The sequence below is a fragment of the Paeniglutamicibacter psychrophenolicus genome (assembly GCF_017876575.1).
Lineage (GTDB): Bacteria > Actinomycetota > Actinomycetes > Actinomycetales > Micrococcaceae > Paeniglutamicibacter > Paeniglutamicibacter psychrophenolicus.
In genome coordinates this window covers 2,620,913-2,640,916 of the sequence record NZ_JAGIOE010000001.1, presented here as the reverse complement: position 1 = coordinate 2,640,916, position 20,004 = coordinate 2,620,913, and the positions used below count along the sequence as shown (strand labels likewise).

General features: G+C 61.4%; 17 protein-coding genes and 3 tRNA genes. 4 read left to right on the top strand and 16 right to left on the bottom strand.

The genetic code is table 11. The features are described from left to right. Positions 1-75 precede the first annotated feature (75 nt). Together JOF46_RS11960 and JOF46_RS11955 are read left to right on the top strand one after the other, a co-directional pair. Entirely contained in the window at positions 76-1,287 is a 1,212-nt protein-coding gene (locus JOF46_RS11960; protein ID WP_209907489.1) for an aminotransferase class I/II-fold pyridoxal phosphate-dependent enzyme, read from the top strand. A gap of 2 nt (positions 1,288-1,289) precedes the next feature. Then, positions 1,290-2,069 carry a spermidine synthase gene (locus tag JOF46_RS11955; protein WP_209907488.1) on the top strand — a complete coding sequence of 260 codons (780 nt, stop codon included), beginning with the start codon at positions 1,290-1,292 and terminating at the stop codon, positions 2,067-2,069. Here the strand turns inward: JOF46_RS11955 and rsmD are convergent. Genes rsmD through JOF46_RS11935 form a run of 4 tightly spaced genes read right to left on the bottom strand, consistent with a single transcriptional unit; the run spans position 2,031 to position 6,872 of the window. Continuing rightward, on the bottom strand, positions 2,031-2,630 hold the full coding sequence (gene rsmD / locus JOF46_RS11950) for a 16S rRNA (guanine(966)-N(2))-methyltransferase RsmD (protein ID WP_209907487.1): 600 nt from the start codon (positions 2,628-2,630) through the stop codon (positions 2,031-2,033). The genes JOF46_RS11955 and rsmD overlap by 39 nt on opposite strands. Before the next feature lie 7 nt (positions 2,631-2,637). Continuing rightward, complete coding sequence (locus tag JOF46_RS11945; protein WP_209907486.1) at positions 2,638-4,851, bottom strand: ATP-dependent DNA helicase RecG; 2,214 nt, start codon at positions 4,849-4,851, stop codon at positions 2,638-2,640. After that, positions 4,841-5,803: a DAK2 domain-containing protein gene (locus tag JOF46_RS11940; protein WP_209907485.1), complete on the bottom strand. Its 963-nt coding sequence runs from the start codon at positions 5,801-5,803 to the stop codon at positions 4,841-4,843. Before JOF46_RS11940 ends, JOF46_RS11945 begins: the two co-directional genes overlap by 11 nt. A gap of 22 nt (positions 5,804-5,825) precedes the next feature. Then, entirely contained in the window at positions 5,826-6,872 is a 1,047-nt protein-coding gene (locus JOF46_RS11935; RefSeq protein ID WP_209907484.1) for an LCP family protein, read from the bottom strand. Positions 6,873-7,021: 149 nt separating this feature from the next. Between JOF46_RS11935 and JOF46_RS11930 the strand changes: the two genes are divergently transcribed. Then, positions 7,022-7,489, top strand: coding sequence for a DUF3515 domain-containing protein (locus JOF46_RS11930; protein WP_209907483.1), 468 nt, complete (start codon positions 7,022-7,024; stop codon positions 7,487-7,489). Positions 7,490-7,569: 80 nt separating this feature from the next. On the opposite strand, the gene JOF46_RS11925 is transcribed toward JOF46_RS11930, so the two are convergent. From JOF46_RS11925 to leuC, 6 genes are all read right to left on the bottom strand, one after another. Beyond that, the gene (locus JOF46_RS11925) at positions 7,570-8,694 is read right to left on the bottom strand and encodes a D-alanine--D-alanine ligase family protein (protein ID WP_209907482.1); all 1,125 of its coding nucleotides are present in this window, start codon (positions 8,692-8,694) and stop codon (positions 7,570-7,572) included. Beyond that, complete coding sequence (locus JOF46_RS11920) at positions 8,691-9,722, bottom strand: NAD(P)H-dependent glycerol-3-phosphate dehydrogenase (protein ID WP_209907481.1); 1,032 nt, start codon at positions 9,720-9,722, stop codon at positions 8,691-8,693. Before JOF46_RS11920 ends, JOF46_RS11925 begins: the two co-directional genes overlap by 4 nt. Next, entirely contained in the window at positions 9,723-10,490 is a 768-nt protein-coding gene (locus tag JOF46_RS11915; protein ID WP_209907480.1) for a lysophospholipid acyltransferase family protein, read from the bottom strand. A gap of 19 nt (positions 10,491-10,509) precedes the next feature. Continuing rightward, the gene (murA, locus tag JOF46_RS11910) at positions 10,510-11,838 is read right to left on the bottom strand and encodes a UDP-N-acetylglucosamine 1-carboxyvinyltransferase (RefSeq protein WP_209907479.1); all 1,329 of its coding nucleotides are present in this window, start codon (positions 11,836-11,838) and stop codon (positions 10,510-10,512) included. A gap of 209 nt (positions 11,839-12,047) precedes the next feature. Next, complete coding sequence (gene leuD / locus JOF46_RS11905; RefSeq protein WP_071215216.1) at positions 12,048-12,650, bottom strand: 3-isopropylmalate dehydratase small subunit; 603 nt, start codon at positions 12,648-12,650, stop codon at positions 12,048-12,050. A gap of 9 nt (positions 12,651-12,659) precedes the next feature. Continuing rightward, on the bottom strand, positions 12,660-14,117 hold the full coding sequence (leuC, locus tag JOF46_RS11900; RefSeq protein ID WP_209907478.1) for a 3-isopropylmalate dehydratase large subunit: 1,458 nt from the start codon (positions 14,115-14,117) through the stop codon (positions 12,660-12,662). Positions 14,118-14,229: 112 nt separating this feature from the next. Between leuC and JOF46_RS11895 the strand changes: the two genes are divergently transcribed. After that, positions 14,230-14,949, top strand: coding sequence for an IclR family transcriptional regulator (locus JOF46_RS11895; protein ID WP_209907477.1), 720 nt, complete (start codon positions 14,230-14,232; stop codon positions 14,947-14,949). 82 nt (positions 14,950-15,031) lie between these two features. Here the strand turns inward: JOF46_RS11895 and thiL are convergent, their stop codons facing one another. The 6 genes from thiL to JOF46_RS11865 all read right to left on the bottom strand — a co-directional run bounded on the left by thiL (position 15,032) and on the right by JOF46_RS11865 (position 19,935). After that, complete coding sequence (gene thiL, locus JOF46_RS11890; RefSeq protein WP_209907476.1) at positions 15,032-16,051, bottom strand: thiamine-phosphate kinase; 1,020 nt, start codon at positions 16,049-16,051, stop codon at positions 15,032-15,034. Beyond that, positions 16,038-17,678, bottom strand: a complete 1,641-nt coding sequence (locus JOF46_RS11885; protein WP_209907475.1) for a GTPase — start codon at positions 17,676-17,678, stop codon at positions 16,038-16,040. The genes thiL and JOF46_RS11885 overlap by 14 nt, the downstream gene beginning before the upstream one ends. Next, positions 17,675-19,414, bottom strand: coding sequence for a dynamin family protein (locus JOF46_RS11880; protein WP_209907474.1), 1,740 nt, complete (start codon positions 19,412-19,414; stop codon positions 17,675-17,677). The genes JOF46_RS11885 and JOF46_RS11880 overlap by 4 nt, the downstream gene beginning before the upstream one ends. Before the next feature lie 183 nt (positions 19,415-19,597). Beyond that, positions 19,598-19,673 (bottom strand) — tRNA-Glu (locus JOF46_RS11875). 49 nt (positions 19,674-19,722) lie between these two features. Next, a tRNA-Glu gene (locus tag JOF46_RS11870) sits at positions 19,723-19,795 on the bottom strand. Between the two features lie 68 nt (positions 19,796-19,863). Then, positions 19,864-19,935 (bottom strand) — tRNA-Gln (locus JOF46_RS11865). Positions 19,936-20,004 lie beyond the last annotated feature (69 nt).

The following is a 20,004-nucleotide window of genomic DNA, read 5'->3' as shown; positions in this document are numbered from 1 at the left end:
AATGGTTTGTTGACACAACGTGTCGTTTACCGGTGGGTTGCCCACGGGGCCGGTCGATGACGGGATAATAGGGGCATGCCCCTATTCGAATTTCCTTGGCAGCGCATGGCTGCTGGCGCCAACCTACTCTCCCCCAACGGTGATCTTGGTGTCACCATCTTCGAGGAGATCACCGCCCTCGCTGCGAAGCACCAGGCCATCAACCTGGGACAAGGATTCCCCGACACCGACGGGCCTGGAGTCTTCAAGGCCATGGCTGCCCAAGGTATTTCAGGGCACCTTAACCAATATGCCCCGGGTTCCGGAATACTCCCCCTCCGCATGGCCATCTCGGATCACCAGAAACGGTTCTACGGGTTGGACGTCAACCCCGAGAACGAAGTGGTCGTCACCACTGGTGCCACCGAAGCGATCGCCGCGGCCATTCTGGCTTTCGTGAAGCCCGGAGACGAGGTCATCACCTTTGAGCCGTACTACGACTCCTACGGTGCAACCATCGGCTTGGCTGGCGGAGTCCACAAGACTGTCGCGCTCAACGCGCCGGATTTCCAGCCAGGCCTCACGGAACTCCGCAAGTCGTTCAACGCGCGCACACGGGTGGTGGTGTTGAACAACCCACATAATCCCACCGGTGCCGCCTTCGGCCGGGAGCTGCTCGCTGAGATCGTGGCCTTGGCCAAACAGCACGATTGCCTCATCGTCTCGGATGAGGTCTACGAGCACCTCACTTTTGGTTTTTCCCATATCCCTATCGCTACCCTTCCGGGTGCCTGGGATCGCACCATCACCATTTCCTCGGTGGGCAAGACCTTTTCGTTCACCGGCTGGAAGGTCGGATGGGCCACTGGCCCGGCCGAGCTGATCGCTGCAGTACGAACGGTCAAGCAGTTCCTCAGCTACTCTTCCGGCACGGCATTCCAACCGGCGGTCGCCGAGGCATTGGCTAGCCAGACCGGATTCTTTACTGATTTCGCCAAGGACCTTGGTGATCGGAGCGAGGTGTTGGCCAAGGGCCTTGAATCGGCCGGCATGACAGTTTACCGACCGCAGGGAACATACTTCATCGTCGCCGACGTGGCACCCCTTGGTTTTGACAACGCTTTGGAGTTGGCACGCCAAATGCCCGAAAAAATTGGTGTCGCAGGAATCCCGTTGTCCGTCTTCTGCCATGAAGAGGCCGCAGAGCGCACCCGCACCTTGATGCGCTTTGCCTTCTGCAAGAAGCCGGAGCTCCTCATCGAGGCGTCCCGACGGCTGTCCCTGCTCACCGCAAAGCTGGGTGGCTGACGATGGTGCAACGTGCCAGCCGCTGGCTCAGCAACCTTGGGGCCCACGCCACCTTGGAGGAGGATGCCTTTGTACCGGGCGCCTGGGTCTTGGCCCTGGGCGGCGCGGAACAATCCCACGTCAATGTGGATCACCCCGAGCAAATCTTCTACGAGTACCTGCGAAGGCTGGCCAACCATGTTGACGAGCACGCAGTTCCCGGAGCCCCCTTGCGGGTCCTTCATCTCGGAGCGGGCGCATTGACGTTGGCGCGCTACATCGAGAAGTTGCGTCCCGGGAGCCTGCATGTTGCCGTTGACCTCGAGCGAGAATTGCTCGACTTTGTCCTTGACGCTCTCCCCATGGGCGACCCCAAGAACCTCAAGACAATCATTGGGGACGCACGGCGAGTACTGACCGAGGAATTAGCCGGTGAGAATTTCGACATCATCGTCCTGGATATCTTCAGCGGTTCCGGGGCACCGGATCATTTGACCGTTCCCGGCTTCTATTCCGAGATGAATGCTTTGCTGCGCCCCGAAGGCATCGTGCTGATCAATGTGGGCGACGATCCCCCCTTTTCTTTTGCGGACTCCCAGATCCGGGCCATGTCGCAGGTCTTTCAAACGCTGATCGCCAGTGCGCCGACCGAGATCTTCTCCCGAAAGTATCCGGGAAACATGATTCTGGCCGGCACCCAATCGAAAATCGACATGGCTATGGTCGATCGTCTGCGGGCAGCGGGCCCGCACCCGGGAACGGTGCTATTCGGCAGCGACCTGGACGGGTTCGGCAAACCATAGTCGGGTTTCGCCGTATTTCTTGTCCGCAAATTTCTCCAGACCAGCGGGCCAAGTGGGTTCGGCGGATCGGGTCGAGCGTTCAACCACCACGGTTGCCCCGACGTCGAGCACCAGCGAAACCTTTTCCAGGGTCTTGGCGAGTTCTTCGTTTGTCAGCGGGTACGGCGGATCCATGAATACCAAGTCCCAGGTCTTTCCCGCGCTCGCGCCGGGAACCGGGGCAAAAGAATCAAGGACGGAATCGACCGAGCCACGCCGAACGCTAACCAAATCATTGCGCAGGGCCTTGTTCACGAGTCCGGCATTGGCCTGGCACACGGCGACAGCCTTGGGCGCAAGCTCCACGAGCAATACGGTACGGGCCCCGCGGCTTGCTGCCTCGACGCCCAGTGACCCAGCGCCCGCGTACAGGTCAAGGACCCTGGCGTTGGCCAGCACGTCATAGCTCTCGAGCCTGGAAAACAACGCTTCCTTGACGCGGTCGGTGGTGGGCCGGGTTGAGTCTCCCGGAACGCTCTTAAGTGGTGTGCCTCCGGCGGCGCCGGCCACGATACGACTCATTGTGGATCTATCCCCTTTCCAGGAATGCTTGCATGTCTTCGTCTACCCATGCCTCGACGGCGGCTTGAAGCCTGGGATAGGACCCGAGCCCGCCACCGCCGTCCACGATGGCCTCGGCCGCGTCCCGGGCCCGGGCAATGAGCTTGGCGTCTTTCATGACGCGCAGGACCTTGAGCGTGGACCGGGAGCCGGACTGGCTCGCCCCCAGAATGTCGCCTTCACGGCGTTCGTTCAGGTCCGACTCGGCCAAGAGGAATCCATCAGTGGTGGATTCAACTGCCCGCAACCGCACCACCGAAGGATGCTCCGCATCCAGCCACGTGGTCATCAGGCAGGTGCCCGGCAGGCCGCCTCGCCCAATACGACCACGCAACTGGTGCAATTGCGAGATCCCGAAATTCTCCGCATCAATGATCACCATGAGCGTGGCATTGTGCACATCCACCCCGACCTCGATCACCGTGGTCGAGACCAAAATGGAGGCACGGCCCCTGTCAAAGGCATTCATGGCTTCGGTTTTTTCGTCGCTTGCCATGCGCCCGTGAAGGGCGCGGATGCCGGTGTTCGCAAAGATGGGCATGGTGGTCAGTATGTCCATCATCTTCTCGACGGTCATCGATGCCGGCTTCGCGCTGGCATCTGAGCTCGCGTCGTTGGAGCCAAGTTCCACAGGCATCGGAAGGAAGTCGTCCTCGACCGCCTTTTCGCTGATGCGCGGGCACACCACATACACCTGGTGGCCCTTGGCCGTTTCCTCTGCGATGCGGGCAAAAAGCCGTTCCTGCATCCGTGGCAATTGGAGTGGAACCAGGTGGGTTGAAATGGGTGCCCGTCCTGGGGGCAAGGTTTTCATCAAGCTGACTTCAAGGTCGCCAAAGACAGTCATGGCCACGGTGCGCGGGATCGGCGTGGCGGTCATGACCAGCATGTGGGGCGGCGTATCCGCCTTTGATCGCAAAACGTCGCGTTGCTCGACACCGAAGCGGTGTTGCTCGTCAACGACCACCAGGCCAAGGTCCACGAATTTGACCACGTCCGAGAGCAGTGCGTGTGTGCCCACCAGGATCCCGGTTTCCCCCGAGGCGGCACCAAGCAGCACGCGTTTGCGTTCGGCGGTCCCGGCCGATCCGGTCAGTACGTCAACACGGGTGGCACGGGGATCCGATCCAAGTTCGCCGCCTGCGCCCAGGGAACCAAGCAATTTCTTGATGGATTGGTAGTGCTGTTGTGCGAGCACTTCGGTGGGTGCGAGCAAGGCGGTTTGCCCGCCGGAGTCAATGACCTGCAGCATCGCCCGCAGTGCCACCAGGGTCTTGCCCGAGCCGACTTCCCCCTGCAACAGCCGATTCATGGGGTGGCCGCGTACGAGATCTTCCGCGATTTCCATTCCGGCCAGTACCTGGCCGTCAGTGAGGGTGAAGGGAAGCGAGCCGTCGAAGGCTTCCAGCAGACCTGCTGGGGCTCCGTGACGGGCGATAGCTGGCTGTTGCATCCGGTGGGCGCGGCGTTGAGCCAGCGCGAGCTGGAGCAAGAAGGCTTCCTCAAAGGCAAAGCGTTTTCTGGCCGCATAGCCTTGGGCAACGGTCTGTGGTCTGTGGATGTTTTCAAAAGCCGTGGCCCTGCCTGGAATCCGTTGGGATTCCAGTACCTGTTCCGGAATGAATTCCTCGAAAATCTCTGGCCTCATCCGGGAAAGCACGAGCTCCATGGTCTCCCGAATCTTCTTGTTCGGAAACTTGGCGGTGGCCGGGTAAATGGGGATCGGCCGCGGATCGGCTTCTTCTGCCGTATCGAGTATGGAGTACTCGGGGTGGGTGAGTTCCAGATGGTTGCGGTAGATGGTGACCTTGCCGCTGAACATGGCGGTGGATCCGACCTGCAGGTCACGCTTGGCTTCGTATCCGTTGAAAAAGGACATCCGCAAGATTGATTGTTCGGGTCCCAGAGCGTCGCTGACGACAACTTCAAGCAGGAATCCTGACCGCGAGTGCATGCGCCGCTGGTTCACCGATTTCACTTCGGCAACAATCGTGACGTCTTCCCCGACGGGAAGTTCCGAAATCTTGGACAGCTCTCCGATTTCCATGTAGCGGCGGGGGAAATGTCCCAGTAGCTGGCCGACGGTGGTGTATCCGAACGCGGTTTCCACCTTGCGTGCGGAAGCAACGCCAAGGACGGAGTCTAATGGCGTATGGCTGGTGAAGTCTTGGTCATCCGTCATGCGTGCAAAGGTCGGTCACCGAGACGTTGACCGGAGAACCCAGGCTTCGGATGACTTCCAGAGCGCTCTCGGCTTCGGGTACGTGGACGTGGACGCGCCAGCGGTAGCCGTCTTCAGTGGGGTTGACCGGGCTCATGATGACGGAGTCGCCAATGGTGTCCAGCTGCCCGCGCAAGGTGGCCGCACCCAGGGCATCGAGGCTGATGGTGCACATGACTTCGACGCCGGTTTCCGTGGAGACGTCCTGGTGGATGTGGGGGTCCTGGATGTCGTAGCCGTGGAGGTTTGAGTATTCGTCGGGGTCGATGATGTGTCCCAGAAGGGAACCTCGAAGTTCGTCCAGGATGATCAGCATGCCCACGGCACCGGCATCGACGATCTTGGCGTCGTGCAGTGCCCCGAGTTCGTTCTCCGTGGCCACCACGGCAGCTTCCGCCGCGACGCACAGGGCATCGAGCAGTTCAACGAGTGCCGCCTTGCTTTCCGGCTCCAATGCGCTGGCTCGGTGGGTGGACCGGGCCGTGGAAGCGACAACTTCCATGACCGAGAGCATGGTTCCGGAGACCGGGTCGCTCAGGGCAGACCAGGCCCTGACCTTGCCGCGCTCCAGTGCCGTGGCCAAGGCCGGGGCGGTCATACGTTCCACTCCGCACAGGGGCTCGGCCAGGCCCGCCAGGAAGACTGCCAGCAGTGTTCCCGAGTTTCCACGGGCCGATTCCATGGCGGCGCGCGATGCCATGGTGAGAAGCTCACCAATGTTCTCGGTTTCCAACTTGGAAATCGCGTCATGGGCGCTGCGTGCGGTCAGGTAGAGGTTGCTGCCGGTGTCACCGTCCGCCACCGGGAAGATATTGATCGCGTTCAGGCGGTCGCTGTGGTTTCCCAGGCTCTTGACCATTCGCTCAAGCCACGTTGACATGGCCTTGGAATTGGCATGGATTTTTTGGTTCATGGTGTGAGTGATCACTGGATCCTTAGAGACCGTTGTCCTCTACAAATTGTCCCACCTTGTCTTGCTTCAAGGCGTCTGCAAAGTCCGAAATCACTGCCATGTCGGGAATCACGATGGACTGGCCGTCGGCGGAACGCCCCGTCCCCTTGTTGGGGAGCGTGAAGAAGTGCATGTCGTTGGAGCGGACGTTGGCCATGGTGGCGCCAAGCTTGGCGACCTTGACGGCGTCGAGGGTCTCGTCGACTGCGACATATGGTGCGAATTCCTTGACCGTCTCGGAGATCTTGGCGGGGTCCGTCAGGGTTTCCTTGGACATCAATGTGCTCATGACTGCCTTGACGTAAAGCTGCTGGTTGCGCACGCGCTGGTAGTCGCCGTCCTTGAATGCGTAGCGTTCACGGACGAATGCCAATGCCTGGTCACCATCGAGCGTCTGCACTCCCTTGGGGAACACGAATCCGTTCTTGAGGTTCTGCTTAAAGGCGATCGGGTTATTGATCTGGACTCCACCGAGCGCATCGGTCAGTCCCTTGAATCCTTCGAAATCGATGGAAGCCACGTGGTCAATACGCGTGTCCAACAGGCCTTCAAGTGTTTGCACGGCCAGTGCCACTCCGCCGTAGGCAAAGGCGGCATTCACTTTTGCCTTGCCGTGGCCCGGAATATCCAACCAGGTATCGCGCATGATCGAGGTGACGTAAACACCCTCGCGGTTCGCCGGGATGTGGACAAGCATCATGGTGTCGGAACGGCCGCCGTTGGGCAGCGAGGCAAAGTTCTCTTCGCCTTGGTCCTTGGCCCGGGTGTCGTTTCCCAGGAGCAGGATGTTGACCGCGTCCTTGGCAGCCTCCGCCTTTTGCGGGCGCAGGGTTTCCTCCGGAAATGCGTCCGTGAGCTTGGTGGTGTTGTTGTCAAAGCTGCGAGCAAGCGAGAACAGGTACCCCCCGGCTACCAGAAGTGCAATAAGGACCAGAGATACTGCACCCAGCAATATCATCAGCCCGGTGCGTTTCTTCTTTTGTGGTGATTCGTAGCCTGCGTCCTCGAAGGACCCGTTCAAATGTGTCATCCATGCCTCTCTAGCAAATACTCCTTTACATCCTAGTCATGTCCCACGACCGGTAGGCTGTTTTAGTGCCCAGATTGATTTTTAGTAGCTTAGATTCCCACAACTCACAGACGGCTCCCAGACAAAACGCAGCCCGCAAGAGTCTTCCTATGCGATTTGCCACTGTCACGGTCGCCTCGATGGCAGGACTGCTTGTCTTGTCCGGTTGCGCATCCATTGCCAACGTCCAGCCAGCGGACGATGCAGGCAACCCGTTGTGTGCCGAAATGATGGTGGTGCTTCCGCCGGAGATCTCGGACCAGCAAAAGCGCCAGACCAATAGCCAGGCCACCGCAGTGTGGGGCGACCCTGCCCAGTTGGTGCTGCGTTGCGGGGTCACTCCCCCGCCGCCGTCAACCGATCCATGCGTCAGCGTGAACGGGGTTGACTGGTTGGCCAAGGAAGGCGACGAGGCGTGGACCTTGACCACCTACGGGAGGATCCCGGCCACCGAATTGGTGTTCGATCCCAATGTGATCCCTTCCAGCACGGTTCTGGCGACCCTGTCATCGGCAGCGTCAAAGATCCCTGCCGAGCGCACGTGCTCGACGGTGAGCAAGACCGTGGATGTCCCCTAGCAAAATTGCTGGAACGTGAATGAGGGGTGTTTAGCCAAGATCTACTTGGCTAAACACCCCTTATTCATTCGGCACGGATCCTAGCGAAGACCCGTTTTCCGGTTCAGTCCCAGGTGGATCAATTCGTCAATGAGTTCCGCGTAGCCCAATCCGGTTTTGGACCACATGTGCGGGTACATGCTTGACGGGGTGAAGCCGGGCATGGTGTTGATCTCGTTGATGATCCATTTGCCCTCTGGCGTGTAGAAGAAATCAACACGAGACAGGCCCTCGGCATTCACGGCGTCGAAGGCGTCGGCTGCCAGCCGCCGCACTTCCTCCGTGGCTGCTGCATCAAGGACCGCGGGGCAGCTGAGCTGCGCGGCAGCTCCGTCCACGTATTTGGCATCAAAGTCGTAGAAGGTGTGGCCGGCATTGTCCACCACGATCTCGCCGGGCATAGATGCACGTGGCGGCAGCGAGCCGCGTCCCTCAAGGACACCGCACTCGATTTCACGTCCCACGATGCCGGCTTCCACAATCACCTTTGGATCGTGGATGCGTGCCGCCTCAATGGCGGCAACAAGTCCATCGGGTGTATCCACCCGGCTGATGCCCACGGAAGATCCCGCGCGGGCCGGCTTGACGAATAGCGGGTATTCCAGGCTTCTCACCGATTCCAGGCAGGCATCCTGGTCGCGTTCCCATTGCTTGTCATGGATGACAACATAGGGGCCCACTTTGAATCCAGCCGCCTCGAAGACCACCTTCATGAAGTGCTTGTCCATGCCAATGGCACTGGCGGCAATGCCGGAACCCACATAGGGGACGTCCACCATTTCCAGCATTCCCTGCAGGGACCCGTCCTCGCCGAACGGACCATGCAGCAATGGGAAGACCAGGTCAATGTCGCCCAGGCTGCGCACAACATGTGTCGGATCCGAGGCGAGCAGTTCGTGGCTGCCGGGTTCGCCCGTCAGGCGAAGGACCTCGGTTCCGGCGGTCACCTCGGGCTTCTGGCTGTTGGCCAGCGACCAGGTGGTGACGTCCTGGTCCACCAGGGTCCAAGCTCCCTCGCGGGTGATGCCCACGGGTACGACCTCGTACTTGTCGCGGTCGATTGCTTCAAGAACGCCGGCGGCGGTGACGCAGCTGACCGGGTGTTCGGATGAGCGGCCTCCGAAGAGCAGCATGACCCGGGGCTTGTGGTTGTTTACTTGACTCATTTGAGTTCACCTTCAGACTTTAGTTGACGCCCCAGCAGGCGTGCTCCCATGTTCTCCACGCTGAGCGTGCCTTCCAGAACCATGACCACGGCCTCGGTAATGGGTACTTCCACGTTGTGGCGCGTCGCCAGGTCCAGCACTGCCCGCCCCGACTTGATGCCTTCCGCGGTCTGTGACATGCGGTCGTTGACCTCGTCCAGGTAGAGGCCCTGGCCCAGCAGCCGACCCGCGGTGTTGTTGCGGGAAAGCGAGGAGGAGCAGGTGGCGACCAAGTCGCCCAGGCCGGCAAGGCCGGAAAGGGTTTCGTAGCTTCCGCCAAGTGCCAAGGCCAGACGCGTGGTTTCGGCAAGGCCGCGGGTGATGATTGAGGACTTGGTGTTGTCCCCCATGCCCAGGCCGTCACAGATGCCCACGGCCAGGGCAATGACGTTCTTGGCAATGCCCCCGATTTCAACGCCAATGACATCGGTGTTGGTGTACGGGCGGAAGTAGTCCGTGGAACAGAGAGTGGCAATCCACGTCGCCGTCTCGATGTCGGTGCAAGCCACCACCGAAGCGGTCGGCTGCTTGCGGGCAATTTCCATGGCCAGGTTGGGGCCGGAAAGAACAGCGATTCGTTCCGGTGAAATTTCCACCTCGGCGGATATCACTTCGCTCATGCGGGCATCCGTGTCGCGTTCAAGGCCCTTCATCAGGGACATGAGCACGGCGTTGGGTTCCAGGAATTCCTTGAAGGAACGTAGCTGCTCGCGCAGGCTTTGGGCAGGGACGGCCAGGACCACCAATTCGGCACCGGCCAGGACCTCGGCGGCGCTGGAAGATGAGGTGATGTTGCCAGGCAGCTTCGTTTCGCGCAGGTAGCGGGAGTTGGTGTGGCGCGTGTTGATCTCCACGGCGACTTCGTCGCGGCGGGCCCAGATCATGACCTCGGTGCCTGCATCGGCACCCGAGTCGGCAAGCACCTTGGCAAAGGTGGTTCCCCAGCTTCCGGCGCCCATGACGGCAATCATCCTTGGTGCGGGCCTCATCTATTTGTCCTTTGTTTCGTTCGGCGGAGTCCCGTTGTCGAAATTGCGGCCCTGGGCTGCCTGGCCGTGGTCGGCCGGATCCCAAAGGACATCCGGAGCCTTCTGGCCACGCAAGACGCCCACATCCTTGGCAATGGCACGCATGATGCGTTCGGTGGCCTCGAGGAGGACCGTTCGCGTCAAGGGAACATCCCGCAAGTCATCAAGGTCAACCGGATCCCCGGCAATTACCGTTACCCGTTTGCGGGGAAAGAGCTTGAGGCCCTTGGCATAGCGGGGGAACAATTCCTGGGCACCCCAATGGGCCATGGGAATGACGGGGGCACCGGTCTGCAGGGCAAGTCGCGCGGCACCGGTGTGCCCACGCATGGGCCACAGGTCCGGGTCCCGAGTCAAGGTACCCTCGGCGTAAATGACAATGACGCCATTGGCGTCAAGGACCTCGCGTGCGGCCTTCAGCGACTGGGATGCTCCCGCAGAGGTGCGGGCAACGGGAACCTGTCCGGTGTTGCGCAGGATCGTACCGAGCACCGGCACCTTGAACAAGGACTCCTTGGCAAGGTACCGCGGGTAGCGCTTGGAGCTGTAGATCGCGTGGCCCACGACCAGCGGATCGATTTCCGTCACGTGGTTGGGGCACAGGATGAAACCGCCCTCGGGCAACTTGTCGAAGTCCCGCCACGTTCGGCTGATCATGAGGTTCATGATCGGCCGAACGATTCCGGCCGCTATTGCAAACGCGGTTTCTGTACCGCGAGATTCTTTCATGCAAGTCAGCCTATGCGGATCAGGCGATTTCATTCATCTCGACGCGCGCACCCAAGTCAGTGAGCTTGTCCATGAACTTTTCGTAGCCGCGGTTGATCAGTTCGATCCCGGTGACGTGGCTCGTGCCTTCGGCCGCGAGTGCAGCAATCAGGTGTGAGAATCCGCCGCGCAGGTCCGGGATGTCAATGTCTGCGCCAACCAGCGGGGTCGGCCCGGTGATCACGGCGGAGTGCTGGAAGTTGCGCTGGCCGAAACGGCACGGGATCGCCCCGAGGCATTCGCTGTGCAGCTGGACGCGGGCACCCATTTCCACCAAGGCGCTGGTGAAGCCGAAACGGTTTTCGTACACGGTTTCGTGGATGATGGAAACGCCGGTGGCCTGGGTCAGCGCCACAACCAGCGGCTGCTGCCAGTCGGTCATGAAGCCCGGGTGCACGTCGGTTTCAAGGATGAGGGGCTTGAGCTCCCCACCCGGGTGGAAGAATCGGATGCCGCCGTCGGTGACCTCGAACTCGCCACCGATCTGGCGGTAGGTGTGAAGGAAGGCGGTCAGGTCACGCTGGGCCGCGCCTTCGACGTAGATGTCACCTTTGGTGACCAATGCGGCCGAGGCCCAGGAAGCGGACTCGTTGCGGTCCGGCAGGGCTTTGTGGTTGTAGCCGCTGAGGCTTTCGACACCGATGATGCGAATGACCCGGTCGCGGCCCACCGTGATTATTGCGCCCATTTTCTGGAGCAAAGAAATCAAGTCAAGGATCTCCGGCTCAATGGCCGCGTTCTCAACCTCGGTGGTGCCCTTGGCACGCACGGCGGTCAGCAGCACCTGTTCGGTCGCGCCAACGCTCGGGTACGGCAGGGAGATCTTGGCACCCGTCAGCCCGTGCGGGGCCCGGATGCTGGTGCCCAGCGGGCCGGCCTTGTCGATCTCGGCACCGAAGTGGCGCAGCACGTCAAGGTGGAAGTCAATGGGCCGGTCGCCGATCTTGCAACCGCCAAGGTTGGGGATCAGTGCCTCGCCCAGGCTGTGGAGCAAGGGTCCGCAGAAAAGGATCGGGATGCGGGAATCCCCGGCATGGGTATCGATCTCATTGCTCGTGGCGGTCTTGGTGCCGCTGGGATCCATGGTCAGGTCGCCCGTGGCCTCGTCCTTGGTCACGGTGACACCATGGATCTTCAGAAGGCTCGTGACAACGGCAACGTCCTTGATTTCCGGGACGTTTCGCAAGACAGAGGGTGAATCCCCCAAAAGAGCCGCAACCATGGCCTTGGGAACCAGGTTCTTGGCACCCCTGACGGTCACTTTTCCCTTGAGTGGCACGCCACCATGAATCGTTAGGACTTTCGCCATGAACTTAAGAACCTCACCACAATTGTTTGGCCTTCGAAACCGAAGGTAAGACTAAGCAAGCATACAGCCCCCGGCATTGCCGGGGGCTGCATGGAAGATGTAACGCCGGTCGCGTCCTCCCCCGCCACAATTGCTGAAATCCCGGTAATCCACGGGTGATCAGCGACTATGAGCGGAACATGAGAGCCGGTTACGCGGTCAGCTAATACTCAGGAGTAACGTGCCGGCAGGGTGGTTGGCTTGAAGGCCGGACGCTGGGCTTCGAAGGCCGTGACCTCTTCCTCATGCTGGAGGGTCAGGCCGATGTCATCAAGCCCCTCCATTAGGCGCCACCGGGTGTAATCGTCAATTGCGAACGGGGCAATGATCGATCCGCAGGTGACCGTACGTGCCTCGAGGTCGACCGTGACCTCGGTGCCCGGATGGTTCTCGATTTCCTTCCAGATCAACTCGATGTCGCTCTGGGCCACCTCGGCGGCAACCAGTCCCTGCTTGCCGGAGTTTCCACGGAAGATATCAGCGAAACGCGACGAAAGGACGGCCTTGAATCCGTAGTCCTTCAGGGCCCACACCGCGTGTTCACGCGAAGATCCGGTGCCGAAGTCGGGGCCAGCCACCAGGACGGAGCCCTTGGAGAACGGCTCCTGGTTCAGGATGAAGGAAGAGTCCTTGCGCCAGCCGGCAAAGAGTGCGTCCTCAAACCCGGTGCGGGTGATCCGCTTGAGGTAAACGGCCGGAATGATCTGGTCGGTGTCGACATTGCTTTGGCGCAGCGGGACGCCGATTCCGGTATGGGTGGTGATTTTCTCCATGATGAATCCTTAGGCTACTTTTGCGGACGCGGAAGGGGCATCCAAGTCGGACGGCGAGGACAGGGTCCCACGGATGGCGGTGGCCGCGGCGACAAGCGGGGAGACCAAGTGGGTTCGGCCACCCTTGCCCTGGCGACCCTCGAAGTTGCGGTTGGACGTGGACGCGCAACGCTCCCCCTCCGCGAGCTGGTCCGGGTTCATGCCCAGGCACATCGAGCACCCTGCAAAGCGCCATTCGGCACCAAATTCCTTGAAGATCTTGTCCAAACCCTCGGCCTCGGCCTCGAGGCGAACCCGTGCGGAACCCGGGACCACAATCATGCGGATCTCGGGGTCCTTTTGCCGACCCTCGATGATCGCAGCGGCCGCGCGGAGGTCTTCCATCCGGCTGTTGGTGCAGGAACCAAGGAAGACGGTGTCCACCCGGATTTCCTTCATGGGCGTCCCGGCCTTCAGGTCCATGTACTCGAGTGCACGCTCGCAGGCCGCGCGGGCGTTTTCGTCCTCGAAGTCTTCGGGTGCCGGCACGGTCTCGGAGAGCGAGACGCCCTGGCCCGGGTTGGTGCCCCAGGTGACAAAGGGTTCCAAGGTATCGGCATCCAGGAACACCTCGGCGTCAAAGCCTGCGCCCTCGTCGGTTGCCAGCGTGTCCCATTCGGCCACGGCCGAATCCCAGTCGGCGCCCTGCGGTGCGTGCGGGCGGCCCTTGAGGTATTCATAGGTCGTTGCATCCGGTGCGATCATGCCGGCGCGGGCGCCGGCCTCGATCGACATGTTGCAAATGGTCATGCGGGCGTCCATGGAAAGCGCCCGGATGGCCGAGCCGCGGTACTCCAGGACGTAGCCCTGGCCGCCGCCGGTGCCGATCTTGGCGATCACTGCCAGGATGATGTCCTTGGCGCTCACCCCCGGCTTCAGCGTTCCCTCGACGTTGATGGACATCGTCTTGAAAGGCTTCAAGGACAACGACTGGGTCGCCATCACGTGCTCGACTTCGGAGGTTCCGATGCCAAAGGCCAGGGCGCCGAAGGCGCCATGGGTCGAGGTGTGGGAATCGCCACAGACAACCGTCATGCCAGGCTGGGTCAGGCCCAGCTGCGGGCCGACCACGTGGACAATGCCCTGTTCCTTGTCACCGAGGGAGTGCAGGCGCACACCGAACTCGGCGCAGTTCTTGCGCAGGGTCTCGATCTGCGTGCGGCTGGTCAGGTCGGCGATCGGCTTGTCGATGTCAAGCGTCGGGGTGTTGTGGTCCTCGGTGGCGATCGTCAGATCCGGTCGGCGCAGCGGGCGCCCGGCAAGGCGAAGGCCCTCAAAGGCCTGCGGGGAAGTCACCTCGTGAACCAGGTGCAGGTCGATATAGATCAGATCAGGCTGGCGCGCAGCGCCGGCCCCTTCTCCCTTGCGCACCACGTGCGAATTCCATACTTTTTCGGCCAGCGTCTGTGCTGCCTGGTGTGCGGCCATGACCGACTCCCTCACTTGATAAAAATCCTATGTCTCAACTGTTCCATCGGCACCCACGTAATATCCAGTACACGGACTTGCATCTCAAATAGTGAGACTGCAATATCAAACTATGGACACATCAAGTGGCGTTGGCGTCATCGACAAAGCGGCCCTTATCCTCAATGCGCTTGAGGCGGGACCCACCTCCCTGGCCCAGCTCGTGTCGCTGACCAAGATCTCGCGGCCCACCGTGCACCGCCTGGCACAGGCCCTGGTCCACCACCGGTTGGTGGGCAAGGACATCCACGGCAGGTTCGTGCTGGGTGGGCGCCTCGTCGAGCTTGCCTCGGCCGCCGGTGAGGATCGCCTGATAGCAGCGGCCGGCCCCCTGCTGCTCCAATTGCGCGACTCCACCGGCGAAAGCACCCAGGTGTTCCGCCGGCAGGGAGACTATCGCGTGTGCGTGGCTTCCGCGGAACGTCCCGTTGGCTTGCGTGACACCATTCCCGTGGGGACCCAGCTTTCCATGAAGGCCGGTTCGGCGGCCCAGGTCCTGCTCGCGTGGGAAGACCACGAACGTCTCTTGGACGGGCTACAGGGTGCCCGGTTCACCCCCACCATTCTTGCCGGTGTGAGGCGACGCGGCTGGGCCCAAAGCCTCGGCGAGCGTGAGCCCGGCGTGGCTTCGGTCTCGGCTCCAGTGCGTGGGCCTTCGGGTCGTGTCATTGCCGCGGTTTCCATGTCCGGGCCGATCGAACGTCTTTCCCGCCAGCCGGGCCGGGCGCACCAGGAAGTGGTGGTCCAGACTGCCAACGCCTTGAGTGAGGCCTTGCGCAAGACCGGGGATTAGCAAGAACGCGCATTTGCAGGCCGGGCATCACCTTGTTTTCTGGACTTTCCCGTCATTGGGAGAATTCAGAGGCTGGGCTCGCTCACCCTTCGAAGTGGTCAAACCCCTGTGCCGATTGCGTTTGCTTGCCATCAAGCCACACCAAGGGCCCATTGGTGCCGCTGGCGCTTTTCTTGACCATACCTATCACCCGAAAACCCTGCGGCAGATCCTCCGCACTCGGGAACGTGGCCAGCAATCCGTGGTCTTCTCCTCCCCCGAGCACCCAATCCATGGGATTCCTTTGAAGGCGTTCAGCAGCGGGAGCCAGGCGTTCAAGGTCTTGGCCCATTTCCTGGGTGTCGAAATCAATATCCACGCCACTGGCAATCGCCATCCGGCGCCCGTCCTTGAGCAAACCGTCCGAGAGATCCATCATGGCGGTCGCTCCGGCACGGGCAGCTTCCGGCCCGGCAGCCAATGGCGGTGCCGGACAACGCTGGCCAAAGACCAGCACCCGCTCCGCTTCGGTCCACTCAAGGTAAGAGACCGGCGAGTCAAGCAGAGCCAGGCCTGCGGCGGCAACGCCCAAGACACCGTTGACCGCCAGCACGTCACCCGGCCTTGCACCGCTGCGCAACACCGGCTTTTCTGTCGCAAGGCTTCCCGTGACGGCCGCCGTGATGGATAGCTCGCTCCCCCGCCCGAGGTCTCCCCCGGCAATGGCACAATGGCTGGCGCCAAGGTCGCGAACGGCCGCGCTGAATCCCTCCGCCAGTTCTTCCACCCAGGATGCCGGTGTGTCATGCGGCAGGGTCAGGGAAATCACCGCGGAAGTAGCGAAGGCCCCCATGGCATTCACATCCGACAGGTTCTGGGCGGCCGACTTCCACCCAACGTCAAAGCCGCTGCTTTCAAATCCGCTGGGCCAGCGCAACCGGAAATCCTGGTTCTGCACCAGGGTGTCCACAGTGATCACGAACTTGCCATCCGGCGCCGAGATCAGTGCGGCATCGTCTCCTGGTCCAAGCAGGGCGGGTGCACCTTTGAGGCGAGGCAGGATCCTTGCCAAAAGCCCGCTTTCCCCAAGGCTCCCGACGGTCAGTACATTAGTTTCTGGCACGTTCCAAGGCTCCAATAAAAAGATTGTGTCTGGTGATTTCAGCGCCGACTGGTTCAACGACCGCTCGGCTCGCGACTTTTGCGACTGAGGCTTGTAGAGCTTTTCGGGCCTTTCGGGCACGCCCCGCCGCACCAATCCGGGCAACCAGTCCCGTGGCAAGCCCCAGGACGATTCCCAATAATATGCCTATGACGACCATGAGCGTGGGGACGGGGAACCCTTCGATCTTGGGAACCTCGGGCAAAGAGAATTGGAAGTATTGCGCAGCGAACAACGCCCCCAGCCAGAGGCCGCCGGCCAGGGCGGTGACAAGCGATATCCATTGGATGACGGAGACCACCGGCCACCACCAGGCGCCCTTCGTGGCGCCGATATCGGTGTTGGCAATGGCTTGGTCCAATTCATCGGGCAGGGTTTCCTGGCCCGCTCGCGCGGCACGCCGGATTGAACCCTGCCAGGCTTCGGGTGCACCCTCACTGGCCTGGTCCGCATAGCGGCGGACCGCGGAATCGGCTTGTGCTTTTTGTGCGGCACCGGGGGCAGGCAAGGAGGTGCGGTTGAGCTTTGGGTTCACTTCCGTGCTCTTCAGGTTGAGCCGGCGCAGCGGATCCGGACGAACTTTGGCCAGCCACCGGGTCAGCGGCCAGCCGGTTTTCTTGTGTGCGTCAAGGCGATAGGAGCTTCGCACGGCATCCACCACGGTGCCGACACTGGCTGCTGCTGCCAGCTCACCTGTGAGCGCCTTCTTCGCGGGCTCCGAGGGAAGCTCAAGTTCTTCCATGGAAGAGCCTTCGCCCATCCGCTCGGCGATGCTTGCCACATCGGCGGTTAGCCTGCGTGTTGTGGCACCGCGTTCAGTGACCACTCGGGCAATTTCCTGGCGCAATGGGTCCAGGCCTTCGCCGGTCAGCGCCGAGACCCCCAGTAGCCGAGGGTTGGCCAAGCCGTCTGCCAAGAGTATCGAGCGCAAGGAATCCATCACCGGTTGACGCTCATTGTCCCTGAGCTTGTCGATCTGGTTAAGGACTACCAGGGTGACCGAACCGTGGGTTGCCAGCGGTCGGATAAAGTCGTGGTGCACTGCAGCATCCGCGTATTTTTGCGGATCAAGGACCCAAATCAACACGTCGACCTGCCCAGCAAGCTTGGTGGCAATCTCGCGGTTTGCTGCGACCGTGGAGTCGAAGTCCGGCAGGTCAAGGAGGATCAGCCCGCTGGCTTCTTTTTCCGATCCAAAGATTCCCTTCTTTTCCAGGCGCAATGGCGCGTCAAGTACATGGCGTTCTTGGACACCCAACCAATCAAGCAGTGGATCGGAACCGGCGCGGCCCCAGATCCCGGCCAGTGGCTGACTTGTGGTTGGCCTGGTTGCTGCCGCCCTCGCGAGGTCCTGTCCGGCAACGGCATTGAACAATGATGACTTTCCGCTGCCGGTGGCTCCAAAGAATCCCACCACGGTGTGTTCAGCGGAAAGCGTCCTGCGCGTTGATGCTCGTTCGAGCATCTTCCAGGAAGCTTCACTCACCGCAGGTTCGATGCGGTCGGTTCCCAACTCTGTGGCTTCCTTCAAGGCTTCAAGTCGAAGCTCGAGCGGGCTGGTGGTCGTGGTTTGACGGCGACGGCTCATGCACCCTGCTCCCGGGCCAGTCGGCGTATGGCCGCCGAGTTCTGTTTCATTCGTTTGGCGTCCTCAGCGGTGGGAATGCCTTGAAGGCGGACAAGGAAACGTTCCTTTTCCGTCTCGAGAAGATTGGTGCACCGGGTCGCCAGGGAATCCTTGGCACGCTTGGTGAGTCTGCGCACGGCGTCCTCCCCAAAAATCGCCTCGAGAAGCTTTTGCCCGACCACGGCCGAACCTCCTGCAATACCGACTTCCAGCCCTGTCAGGCCGGCGGTGGACGCAAAGACCACAACCATGAGCGCAACGGCAACCCCGTTGACGCCAAAGGAGACCATGCGGGCAGTCATGCGCTTGTTGGCCCCCTCGGTGCGGATGATGCCCATCAGGTCGCCCTGCCAGGCTCTTACCTGCTCGGCAACCCTGTCGGAGAATCCCTCGGAGAGGGCTCCCAGATTGGCTGTGCCGACCAGGGCCTTGCCTGCAGGATCGGCTCTCCACCGTTCTTCCGTGGTTTCGCTCGCCTTGGCCGTCTGGTCGACGACGACGGCATGCAGGCCGCTTTCGATGGCGGCCTCGACGTTGTCGACGGGCTTGGGCTTGCCGGTGAAGAAGGCACCGATCCGATCCCTCAACCTGCCGATCCCTGACTCGAGTGATCGGAAGAATTCACCGGTTCCCACAAAGTCTTGCCAGCGCGCCAGGACCTCGCCGCGCAGCAAGGTTCCGTCTTGAACGCTGGCCAGGATTCCGGCGTGGGCCTGGGCAAAGGCTTCATCCGCGTATTGGGCCAGCCTGCTGCCGCTTGCTTCCTGCTCCCCCATGGCCACGGCAATGACGTCCCCACGATCGGCAAGCTGGCCGAGGACCCCGGCAAGGGTCTGGCGGGCTATGGCGGCGCGCGATTCGCTGGTGTCCGCCAGTTCGCCCAGCCACGTCTTCAGTGGCGCAACGGCGATACCCGGCAGCATGTCCATCTCGTCCAGTTCGCGCTCTGGAACCACAAAGAGCTCGGCCCCGCCCAGCCCTTCTCGCTGGAGCATGCCACGCAGGTCATTTGAAATCTCGTCCTCGACTCCGGCCGGGACCCGATCCAGGACCACGGCGACGGTGATGTTGCGGCCAGCAGCCTCCGATAGCAACTTCCAGGGAACGGCGTCCGCGTACCGGTTGGCGGTGGTGACAAAGATCCATAGGTCTGCCGCGGCCAGCAGCTGGCCGGCGAGGCGGCGGTTTTCATCCGAGATGGAGTCCACGTCCGGGGCATCAAGGATCGCCAGACCGCGCTGTACGGCATCGTCTTGGAGCAGGATGATTGAATCGGTCAGGGCGGCATCCGGGGTGGCACCGGCTTGGCTCGCCGGAATCGATTGGTTGCGGCCAACAGCGGTTCCGGTGATGCGGCGCAGGCCTGGAAGGATCCTGTCGTTTTCCAGCCAGGGGCGATCCAGCTCGTGGTGCAAAAGGATGGGCTGGCGTGTCGTTGGCCGGATCGCGCCGGCGCGGGTCACCGGGTGGCCCACAAGCGCGTTGACGAGCGTGGACTTTCCTGCGCCGGTGGATCCGCCGACAACGGCGAGCAGCGGAGCATCCAGGCTGCGGTAGCGCGGCAGGATGTAGTCGTCGAGCTGCTCCACCGCGGTGCGGGCGTTCTCGCGGATCTGGGCAATACCCGCAATGTCCAGGGGAAGGATGTTGCCCGAAAGTTCGGCTCGGACCTCGGTGAGCAGATTGATGGCTTCCATGTCTGCTGGAACGGCAGAGAGGTGTGGCGAACCTTCGGGTCCAGAGCCATTACTAGTAGTCACCACTACATCATGCCAAAGAGATGGGCTTTTCATCCGCAAGCTGTGCGGAGTTACCCGGAAAAAATCTAAAGTAGCCGTTAAATACAAAGGGTTCCAAACCTTGGTTTGGAACCTTTGCGCTGGTGACCCCAGCGGGATTCGAACCCGCGTTACCGCCGTGAGAGGGCAGCGTACTAGGCCGCTATACGATGGGGCCGCATAGCTGCAACGTTTTAGGACTGTTGCCGTCCGATTCAATTGAATCGTGACCCCAGCGGGATTCGAACCCGCGTTACCGCCGTGAGAGGGCAGCGTACTAGGCCGCTATACGATGGGGCCGTATGCTCTGCTTGGAGGACTTTCATCCCCCAAGCAGACCGGTCCCCGCTTTCGCGAAGACCGTGACGCTGGGGTACCAGGACTCGAACCTAGAATGTTGGTACCAGAAACCAGTGTGTTGCCAATTACACCATACCCCACAGCGCTTGACTCGCTCTCCGGCTTTCCTTTTCGGAAGCTTTCCTGCGCCTCAGCACGAGAAATAACTA

Bases quoted from the DNA above. Each gene is read 5' to 3' on its own strand.
- JOF46_RS11930 (WP_209907483.1), top strand. From the start codon at position 7,022: ATGCGATTTGCCACTGTCACGGTCGCCTCGATGGCAGGACTGCTTGTC.
- JOF46_RS11915 (WP_209907480.1), bottom strand. From the start codon at position 10,490: ATGAAAGAATCTCGCGGTACAGAAACCGCGTTTGCAATAGCGGCCGGA.
- JOF46_RS11955 (WP_209907488.1), top strand. From the start codon at position 1,290: ATGGTGCAACGTGCCAGCCGCTGGCTCAGCAACCTTGGGGCCCACGCC.
- murA (WP_209907479.1), bottom strand. From the start codon at position 11,838: ATGGCGAAAGTCCTAACGATTCATGGTGGCGTGCCACTCAAGGGAAAA.
- JOF46_RS11920 (WP_209907481.1), bottom strand. From the start codon at position 9,722: ATGAGGCCCGCACCAAGGATGATTGCCGTCATGGGCGCCGGAAGCTGG.
- JOF46_RS11935 (WP_209907484.1), bottom strand. From the start codon at position 6,872: ATGACACATTTGAACGGGTCCTTCGAGGACGCAGGCTACGAATCACCA.
- leuC (WP_209907478.1), bottom strand. From the start codon at position 14,117: ATGGCCGCACACCAGGCAGCACAGACGCTGGCCGAAAAAGTATGGAAT.
- JOF46_RS11895 (WP_209907477.1), top strand. From the start codon at position 14,230: ATGGACACATCAAGTGGCGTTGGCGTCATCGACAAAGCGGCCCTTATC.
- leuD (WP_071215216.1), bottom strand. From the start codon at position 12,650: ATGGAGAAAATCACCACCCATACCGGAATCGGCGTCCCGCTGCGCCAA.
- rsmD (WP_209907487.1), bottom strand. From the start codon at position 2,630: ATGAGTCGTATCGTGGCCGGCGCCGCCGGAGGCACACCACTTAAGAGC.
- JOF46_RS11940 (WP_209907485.1), bottom strand. From the start codon at position 5,803: ATGAACCAAAAAATCCATGCCAATTCCAAGGCCATGTCAACGTGGCTT.
- JOF46_RS11880 (WP_209907474.1), bottom strand. From the start codon at position 19,414: ATGGAAGCCATCAATCTGCTCACCGAGGTCCGAGCCGAACTTTCGGGC.
- JOF46_RS11885 (WP_209907475.1), bottom strand. From the start codon at position 17,678: ATGAGCCGTCGCCGTCAAACCACGACCACCAGCCCGCTCGAGCTTCGA.
- JOF46_RS11945 (WP_209907486.1), bottom strand. From the start codon at position 4,851: ATGACGGATGACCAAGACTTCACCAGCCATACGCCATTAGACTCCGTC.
- JOF46_RS11925 (WP_209907482.1), bottom strand. From the start codon at position 8,694: ATGAGTCAAGTAAACAACCACAAGCCCCGGGTCATGCTGCTCTTCGGA.
- JOF46_RS11960 (WP_209907489.1), top strand. From the start codon at position 76: ATGCCCCTATTCGAATTTCCTTGGCAGCGCATGGCTGCTGGCGCCAAC.